We start from the raw sequence: 8,722 nt of genomic DNA on the forward strand, positions 1-8,722 counted from the left end.
GCCGGCCCGTCGCGCCGCCGCCCTGGCGGCCGCCGACGCGGCCGGCGCGGCGATCCGCCCGTATTTCAGGGCGGGCCTCGCCGCCGATCTGAAGGTCGACCAGACGCCCGTCACCCTCGCCGACCGGGCGGCGGAGCAGGCGATGCGGTCGGTTCTTGCCGCTGCCTGTCCGGGGGACGGCATCCTCGGCGAGGAGGACGGGCTCGACCGCGCCGAGGCCCGTCTGCGCTGGGTCATCGACCCCATCGACGGCACCCGCGCCTTTATCACCGGCCGCCCGACCTTCGGCACGCTCATCGGGCTGCTGGAGAACGGCGTGCCCGTTCTCGGCATCATCGACCAGCCCGTCACTGGCGAGCGCTGGATCGGCGTGCGGGGCGAGGCCACGCAGTTCACCGGCGGCTTCGGCGGCCAGGTCGGCACCCGGCCCTGCCCGCGGCTGGCCGAGGCGGAATTGTCCTGCACCGATCCGTCGATGTTCGCGGCCGATCCGACGCCCTGGCAGCGTCTGGCCGCCGCGGCGCGGCGCGTGTCGCTGGGCGGGGACTGCTACGCGTATGGCCTGCTCGCCCTCGGCCAGATCGACGTGATCGCCGAGGCGACGCTGAAGGTCTGGGACTGGGCGGCGCTCGTGCCGGTGATCGAGGGCGCGGGCGGCCGCATGACCGACTGGACGGGCGCGCCGCTGCGCGCCGAGGGCGACGGGCGGGCGGTTGCCGTGGGCGATCCGGCGCTGCTGGCCGAGGCGCTGCGCCTGCTTGGTTCCTGACGGATTTTCACTAGGGGCGGGCAGGCAGCCGGCCTAAACCCGGCCGTACCTTGGGGGAGGACGAGCGTGCGCGTCTTGGCGATCCTGCTGGCCTGTCTTCTTGGCTTCGGCGCGGCAAGGGCCGCCGAGCCCGCGCCATCCGCCGCCCCCGCGACCCCGGCGCACCCCCCGCCGGCCACGAAGGCGATCGGCCTGACGGTCCTGGGCACCCCGGCCCTCGCCGCCGGGTTCAAGCACTTCCCCTATGTCAATCCCGATGCGCCCAAGGGCGGCGAGGTCGTGCTCGGCGCCATCGGCAGTTACGACAGCTTCAACCCGTTCGTCCTGCGCGGCACGCCCGCCTTCGGCCTCGGCAGCGCCTGGGTGGTGATGCCCGGTGGCTCCGGTTCCGGCTCGGCGATCGGGCACGTGTGGGAGAGCCTTCTGGTCGCGCCCGCCGACGAGATCGCCACCGGCTACTGCCATCTCTGCGCCGATGTCGAGGTGCCGGCGGACCGGATGTGGGTCGCCTTCGACCTGCGACCGGAGGCGAAGTTCTCCGACGGCGTGCCGGTGACGTCCGAGGACGTCGCCTGGACCTTCAACACGCTGCGCGACAAGGGCCGTCCGGGCTTCCGCATTGCCTTCGCCGACGTGCGCGACGTGCAGACCGAGGGGCCGCATCGCGTCGTCTTTCACTTCAAGTCGAACGAGAACCGCGAGCTGCCGCTGATCCTCGGCGGCATGTCGGTCCTGCCGAAGCATTTCTTCGCCGGCCGCGACTTCACCAAGCCGCTGGTCGACGTGCCAGTCGGGTCCGGCCCATACAAGGTGGCGGGCTTCGAACTGGGTCGCAGCATCACCTATCAGCGTGACCCGAACTGGTGGGCGCGCGACCTGCCGACGGCGGTCGGCACCAATAATTTCGACCGGGTCCGCATCGAATACTATCGCGACGCGACGGTGGCGCTGGAGGCGTTCAAGGCGGGGTCGATCGACGCGCGGTCGGAGAATATCGCGAAGAACTGGGCGACCGCCTATGACTTCCCGGCGGTCAAGGACGGGCGGGTCATCCGCCAGGTGATTCCGCACCACCTCCCGACCGGGTTTCAGGGCTATGCCATGAACACGCGCCGCGACGTGTTCAAGGATATGCGGGTGCGGGCGGCGATGGCGCAGCTTTTCGACTTCCAGTGGGAGAACAAGAACCTTTTCTACGGCGCCTATACCCGCACGATGAGCTACTTCTCCAACAGCGATCTCGCGTCCTCGGGCCTGCCGGACGCGGCGGAGCTGAAGCTGCTGGAACCGCTGCGCGCCGACATCCCGCCGGCCGTCTTCACCACGCCCTTCACGCTGCCGGTCACGGACGGGTCGGGCAACATGACGGCGCAGTTCCGCGCGGCGCTCGACCTGCTGCGGCAGGCGGGATGGACGGTCAAGGACCGGCGGCTGGTCAACGCGGGCGGCCAGCAGATGGCGTTCACCATCCTGCTCGACGATCCGTCGCTGGAACGGCCGACGCTGCCCTATGTGCAGAATCTCCAGCGCATCGGCATCAACGTGCAGGTCCGCACCGTCGATCCGGCGCAGTACGAGCGCCTGACCGACGCCTTCGATTTCGACATGACGATGATGATCTATCCGGAGGGCGACGTGCCGGGCAATGAGCTGCGCGACTACTGGTCCTGTGCCGCGCGCGATGCCCAAGGCAGCTCCAACGTCATCGGCGCCTGCAACAAGGCGATCGATACGCTGATCACCGACGTGATCACCGCCCAGGACCGGCCCGCGCTGATCACGGCGGCGCGCGCGCTGGACCGGGTGATGCTGAACAGCTGGTACGCGGTGCCGAACTGGGACAGCCGGACCTTCCGGGTCGCGTGGTGGGACAAGTTCGGCCATCCCGACAAGCCGACGCGCGAGGGGTTCAACTTCGACCTCTGGTGGGTCGATGCGGCCAAGGCGAAGGCGCTGGCGGCGGGCGCGCGCTAGGCGTGGGCGCCTATCTCGTCCGGCGGCTGCTGCTGGTGATCCCGACGCTGTTCGGCATCATCGCCATCAACTTCGCGGTGATCCAGCTCGCCCCCGGCGGCCCGGTCGAACAGGCGATCGCCGAGCTGAAGGGGCACGGCGCGGCGCTGTCGAGCCGGATCACCGGCGCGGGGTCGGACGTGCAGAGCGCCGGCAGCTATCGCGGCGCGCAGGGGATCGATCCGGCGATCATTGCGCAGATCAAGAAGGTGTTCGGCTTCGACAAGCCGCCGCTGGAGCGCTTCCGCGACATGATCGTCGGCTATCTGCGCTTCGATTTCGGGCGCAGCTTCTATCGCGACGCGACGGTGCTGCAGCTGATCGAGCAAAAGATGCCCGTGTCCGTCTCGCTCGGCCTGTGGTCCACGCTGCTGATCTATTTGGTCTCGATCCCGCTCGGCATCGCCAAGGCGGTGCGCGACGGCTCGCGCTTCGATGTCGCCACGAGCGCGGTGGTGCTGGTCGCCTATGCGGTGCCGAGCTTCCTGTTCGCGATCCTGCTGGTGGTGCTGTTCGCGGGCGGCAGCTTCGTGCAGTGGTTCCCGCTGCGCGGGCTGACGAGCGAGGGATTCGCCTCGTTCAGCCTGTGGGGCAAGATCTGTGACTATCTCTGGCATATCGTGCTGCCGACGGTCGCTCTCGTGGTCGGCGGGTTCGCGAGTCTGACCATCCTCGTCAAGAACTCGTTCCTCGAGGAAATCCGCAAGAACTACGTCGTGACCGCGCGGGCCAAGGGCGCGGGCGAACGGCGCGTTCTCTATGGCCACGTCTTCCGCAACGCGATCCTGCTGGTGGTCGCGGGCTTCCCGCAGGCCTTCATCAGCCTGCTGTTCAGCTCCGCGCTGCTGGTGGAGATCATCTTCTCGCTCGACGGCCTCGGCCTGCTGGGTTTCGAGAGCGCGATCCGGCGCGACTATCCGGTGATCTTCGGCACGCTCTATCTGTTCACCCTGCTCGGGCTGGTGATGCAGATCGTGGGAGACATGCTCTACACGGTGGTCGATCCGCGCATCGACTTCGACGCCCGCCGATGACGCCGCTCGCCCGCCGCCGGCTGGCGCTGTTCCGCGCGCATCGGCGCGGGTTCTGGTCGCTGTGGATCTTCCTGGCGCTGTTCGTCTTCACCTCCGCGGCCGAGTTCGTCGCCAATGACCGGCCCCTGGTGATCCACTACCAGGGACGATGGTATTTCCCGGTGCTGCAGGACTATTCGGGCGACGCCTTTGGGCCGGATTTCCTGCCGATTGAGGCCGATTACACCGATCCCGATCTGCGGCGGACGATCGACGCGCACGGGTGGATGCTCTGGCCCCTCATTCCGTTCAGCTACGACACGTCGGTGAAGAACCTCAGCGTGCCGTCCCCGGCGCCGCCGTCGTGGCGCAACGGCCTCGGCACCGACGACCAGGCGCGCGACGTCGCGGCGCGGGTGATCTATGGCTTTCGCATCTCGGTGCTGTTCGGCTTCACCCTGACGGCGCTCGCCTCCGTCATCGGCATCGCGGCCGGCGCGGTGCAGGGATTCTATGGCGGGCTGACCGACCTGCTGTTCCAGCGCTTCATCGAGATCTGGTCGGGGATGCCGCAGCTCTACATGCTGATCATCCTCGGCAGCGTCATCGCACCCGGCTTCTGGATCCTGCTCGGCTTCCTGCTGCTGTTCTCGTGGATGAGCCTGACCGGCGTGGTCCGGGCGGAGTTCCTGCGCGGCCGCAACCTCGATTACGTGCGGGCGGCCAAGGCGCTCGGCGTCTCCGACGCGGCGGTGATGTGGCGGCACATCCTGCCGAACGCGATGGTCGCGGTGTTCAGCTTTCTGCCGTTCACCCTGTCCGGGTCGGTGACGGTGCTGGCCAGCCTCGACTTCCTTGGCTTCGGCCTGCCGCCCGGCTCGCCCTCGCTCGGCGAACTGGTGGCGCAGGGGAAGAACAACCTGCAGGCGCCGTGGCTCGGCATCACCGCGTTCGTCGTGCTCGGCACGCTGCTGACCTTGCTGATCTTCATCGGCGAGGCGCTGCGTGATGCGTTCGATCCGCGCAAGCAGGCGCTGGAGTCCGCGCCGTGAGCCTGCTGGCGGTCGATGATCTGGCCGTCGCCTTCGGCAGCCGCCGGGTGGTGGACGGCGTGTCGTTCAGCCTAGACCCTGGCGAGACGCTCGCGCTGGTGGGCGAGAGCGGGTCAGGGAAGTCGCTGACGGCGCTGTCGATCCTGCGCCTGCTGCCGGCGGGGGGGACCAATCCGGCCGGGCGCATCGAACTCGACGGGGTCGACGTTCTGAGTGCGGCGCCCCGGGCGCTGCGCGCGCTGCGCGGCGGCAGCGCCGGCATCGTGTTCCAGGAGCCGATGACCAGCCTCAACCCGCTGCACCGCGTCGGCCGGCAGGTGGCGGAGGCGGTGACGCTGCACAGCCCGCTCGGCGGCGCCGCGCTGCGCCGGCGGGTGGTCGCGCTGCTCGATCAGGCGGGTTTCGCCGACGCGGGGGCGCGGCTCGATGCCTATCCGCACCAGCTGTCGGGCGGCCAGCGGCAGCGGGTGATGATCGCCATGGCGCTGGCCAACGATCCGGCGCTGCTGATCGCCGACGAGCCCACGACGGCGCTCGACGTGACGATCCAGGCGCAGATCCTCGCGACGCTCGCGGAGCTGCGCGCGCAGCGCGGGCTCGCGTTGCTGCTGATCACGCATGATCTGTCCATCGTCCGCCGCTATGCCGACCGCGTCTGCGTGATGCAGGGCGGCCGCATCGTGGAGGCGGCGCCGGCGGCGCAGCTGTTCGCCGCCCCGTCGCACCCCTATACGCGCGCCCTGCTGGCGGCGTCACCGAAGGGGCCGCCGGCGCCGCTGCCGCCCGATCCGAAGCCGTTGCTGACCGCCGATGACCTGCGCGTGTATTTCCCGATCCGCCGCGGCCTGCTCCGCCGGGCGGTCGGCCATGTGCGGGCGGTCGACGGCGTGTCCCTGGTCGTGCGCGAAGGGGAGACGCTCGGCCTGGTCGGCGAGAGCGGGTCGGGCAAGAGCACGATCGGCTATGCCTCGCTCGCGCTGACGCCTTCCACCGGCCGCGTGGCGTTCGAGGGCACGCCGCTCGCGACGCTGCGCGGGGCGGCGCTGCGACGGCTGCGGGCGCGGGCGCAGATCGTCTTCCAGGATCCGTTCGGCAGCCTGTCGCCGCGCATGTCGGTGGGCGAGATCGTCGCCGAGGGCCTGCGCGTGCACGAGCGGCTCGGCGAACGCGAGCGGACCGCGCGCGTGCGGGCGGTGCTGGAGGAGGTCGGGCTCCCGGCGGAGGCCGCGGACCGCTATCCGCACGAGTTCAGCGGCGGCCAGCGCCAGCGCATCGCCATCGCCCGCGCGATGGTGCTCAAGCCGCGCTTCGTCGTGCTCGACGAGCCGACCAGCGCGCTCGATGTGTCGGTGCAGGCGCAGATCGTCGCGCTGCTGCGCCGGCTGCAGGAGGCCCATGGCCTCGGCTACCTGTTCATCAGCCATGACCTGCGCGTGGTGCGGGCCGTCGCGCACCGCATCGCGGTGCTGCGCCACGGGCGGATCGTCGAGGAGGGGCCGGCCGAGGAGGTTATCGCCCGGCCGCGCCACGACTACACCCGCGCCCTGATGGCGGCGGCGTTCGCCTTCGAGGCCGACCCGGCGGCGGCTTAGTCCCGCCGCCCGATCGCTTCGTGGATCGCCAGGCAGTGCCGCACGAGGTTGGTCTGCGACGCAAGGAACGCCTTCAGCGGCGTGTCGATGTCGTAGAAATGGATGTTGGCCGTGAAACCATAGATGCCGGCATCGATGCTGCCCGGCTTCGCGCCGAACAGGAAGCCGTCCGCCGGGATGAGGTGCGCCAGCACCCGCAGATCGGCGATGCCGCGCGCATAGGCGGCCTCCGGCTCATAGCGGCCGATGCCCTGGAAATGGTAGCGCTTGAAATTGTAGTCCCGCGCCGCCTGCATCCCCTCGGCGGTGACGGCGGGATGGGTGCGCAGGATCGCGTCACGGAACAGCGGCCAGAAGCGGTCGTCCTTCCAGCGCGAATAGGACATCACCCAGTAGAGATCATCGAGCGTGCGCCGCACCAGCAGATCGGTGTCGCGCTCCTGCGGCGTCAGCGCACGGTCGATGTCGAGGCCCTTGTGCGTGATCAGGTGCGCGATGATCGTGTCGCTGTCGCCGATCGCCGCGTCGCCGTCCAGCAGATACGGCAACTGGCCGCGCGGCGCCGCGGAGGCGTCGAAGATGTGCTCATGGCGGAACGGCAGTCCGCACAGCTTCATGAAGGCATACACCTTCAGGCCGAACGGATTGTTGTCCGCGACGCCGAACAGCCCCGGATAGGAATACAGTGTCATCATGCCGGGCACCCCGTCGCGGCCCGCCGCGTGGGTCAGGGCAGGAGCACGGTGCTGCCGGTGGTCTGACGCGCCTCGAGCGCACGGTGGGCCTCGGCCGCGTCCTTCAGCGCGTAGGTCTGGTTGATGGCGATCGAGATGCTGCCGTCGAGCACCGCCTTGAACATCGCGTCGGTGGTGGCGACGAGGTCGGCGCGCTTGGCGGTGTAGGTCGCGAGCGTCGGGCGCGTGACATACAGGCTGCCCTTGGCCGCCAGCACCGACAGGTCGAGCGGCGGCACCGGCCCCGAGGCGTTGCCGTAGATGACCATCAGGCCGAACGGGGCGAGGCAGTCCAGGCTCGCCATGAAGGTGTCGCGGCCGACGCTGTCATAGACCACGGGCACCATCGCGCCGCCGGTGATGCGCTTGACCTCGGCCGCCAGGTTGTCGTGCCCTACCAGCACATGCGTCGCGCCGTTGGCCCGCGCGAGGTCTGCCTTCGCCTCGGTCGAGACGACGCCGATCGTGGTCGCGCCGATCGCCTTTGCCCATTGGAGAAGAATGAGGCCCACGCCGCCGGCCGCCGCGTGCACCAGCAGCACGTCACCCGGCTTCACCTTGTAGGTGCGGAACAGCAGGTAGTGCGCGGTCATGCCCTTCAGCATCATCGCGGCGGCGGTCTTGGCGTCCACCCCGTCCGGCACGCGCACGAGGCGGTCGGCGGCGATCACCCGCTCGGTCGCATAGGCGCCGATCGGGGCGGTGGCATAGGCGACGCGGTCGCCGGGTGCCACGTCCGTCACGCCGGCGCCGACGGCGACGACCCGGCCCGCCGCCTCCATGCCGATCGTGGCCGGCAGGGCGGACTTGTAGAGGCCGGTGCGGAAATAGACGTCGATAAAGTTCAGGCCGACCGCCTCGTGGTGGACCAGCGCCTCACCCGGGCCGGGTTCGGGCGTGGGGACGTCGTCCCATTGCAGCACCTCGGGGCCGCCGGTGGCGTGGATGCGGATCGCCTTGGTCATCGTGGTGCTCCTTGAACGCAGTCGCCGTGAGGGTGGCCGCCGCGCGCGCCGACGCGGTCCTGTTCCAGCGACAGCAGCAGGCGCTTGGTCGCCAGCCCGTCGCCGCCGGAATACCCGCCGAGGCCGTCGCTGCCGACGACCCGGTGGCAGGGAATGATGATGGGGATCGGGTTCGCCGCGTTCGCCTGACCCACCGACCGCGGCGAGCCGCCGGCGCGCGCGACGATGTCGGCATAGGAACGGGTGGCACCATAGGGGATCGCTCGCAGGGCGTCCCATACACGCCGCCGATACGGGGTGCCGGGGGGCGCGAGCGGCAGGCCGAACGTCTCCAGCTCACCATCGAAATAGGCATGCAGCTCCGCCCGGCCCCGGCACAGCAGGGCGGTCGCGTCCTGGTCGCGCGCCCAGCCCCAGTCGAGCGAGACGATGGCGCCGTCTTCCTCGGACAGGGTGATGGCGCCGGCCTGGGTATGCAGCGAGAGCTGTGGCAAGGGGGACGCCGCCCGATAGTCTCGGAAAAAGAGGCACAGGCGGCGGATGCCAGCCCCGGGCGAATAGTCGCGCTGGATGCCGGCGAAACG

At 69.9% G+C, this 8,722-nt stretch carries 8 protein-coding genes; 5 read left to right on the forward strand and 3 right to left on the reverse strand.

Going from position 1 to position 8,722, the window contains the following annotated elements; translation table 11 throughout:
- Positions 1 to 22: 22 nt before the first annotated feature.
- From B8460_RS13385 to B8460_RS13405, 5 genes are all read left to right on the forward strand, one after another.
- On the forward strand, positions 23 to 769 hold the full coding sequence (locus B8460_RS13385; RefSeq protein WP_048862113.1) for an inositol monophosphatase family protein: 747 nt from the start codon (positions 23 to 25) through the stop codon (positions 767 to 769).
- Between the two features lie 66 nt (positions 770 to 835).
- Entirely contained in the window at positions 836 to 2,743 is a 1,908-nt protein-coding gene (locus B8460_RS13390; protein ID WP_048862107.1) for an extracellular solute-binding protein, read from the forward strand.
- Between the two features lie 2 nt (positions 2,744 to 2,745).
- A complete protein-coding gene (locus B8460_RS13395; protein WP_048862108.1) occupies positions 2,746 to 3,816 on the forward strand; it encodes a microcin C ABC transporter permease YejB in 1,071 nt (356 codons plus the stop codon).
- Positions 3,813 to 4,847: an ABC transporter permease gene (locus B8460_RS13400; RefSeq protein ID WP_048862109.1), complete on the forward strand. Its 1,035-nt coding sequence runs from the start codon at positions 3,813 to 3,815 to the stop codon at positions 4,845 to 4,847. Before B8460_RS13395 ends, B8460_RS13400 begins: the two co-directional genes overlap by 4 nt.
- Positions 4,844 to 6,439 (forward strand): ABC transporter ATP-binding protein, encoded by a 1,596-nt coding sequence (locus B8460_RS13405; protein ID WP_048862110.1) that lies wholly within the window; start codon positions 4,844 to 4,846, stop codon positions 6,437 to 6,439. The genes B8460_RS13400 and B8460_RS13405 overlap by 4 nt, the downstream gene beginning before the upstream one ends.
- Here the strand turns inward: B8460_RS13405 and B8460_RS13410 are convergent.
- Genes B8460_RS13410 through B8460_RS13420 form a run of 3 tightly spaced genes read right to left on the reverse strand, consistent with a single transcriptional unit; the run spans position 6,436 to position 8,632 of the window.
- Positions 6,436 to 7,134 (reverse strand): glutathione S-transferase family protein, encoded by a 699-nt coding sequence (locus B8460_RS13410; RefSeq protein ID WP_048862111.1) that lies wholly within the window; start codon positions 7,132 to 7,134, stop codon positions 6,436 to 6,438. The two genes, B8460_RS13405 and B8460_RS13410, sit on opposite strands and share 4 nt — an antisense overlap.
- A gap of 32 nt (positions 7,135 to 7,166) precedes the next feature.
- Complete coding sequence (locus B8460_RS13415) at positions 7,167 to 8,138, reverse strand: quinone oxidoreductase family protein (protein ID WP_048862112.1); 972 nt, start codon at positions 8,136 to 8,138, stop codon at positions 7,167 to 7,169.
- A complete protein-coding gene (locus B8460_RS13420; RefSeq protein WP_084623630.1) occupies positions 8,135 to 8,632 on the reverse strand; it encodes a methylated-DNA--[protein]-cysteine S-methyltransferase in 498 nt (165 codons plus the stop codon). Before B8460_RS13420 ends, B8460_RS13415 begins: the two co-directional genes overlap by 4 nt.
- Positions 8,633 to 8,722 lie beyond the last annotated feature (90 nt).

This window comes from Acidisphaera rubrifaciens HS-AP3 (genome assembly GCF_000964365.1).
In the GTDB taxonomy this organism is placed as follows: Bacteria; Pseudomonadota; Alphaproteobacteria; order Acetobacterales; family Acetobacteraceae; genus Acidisphaera; species Acidisphaera rubrifaciens.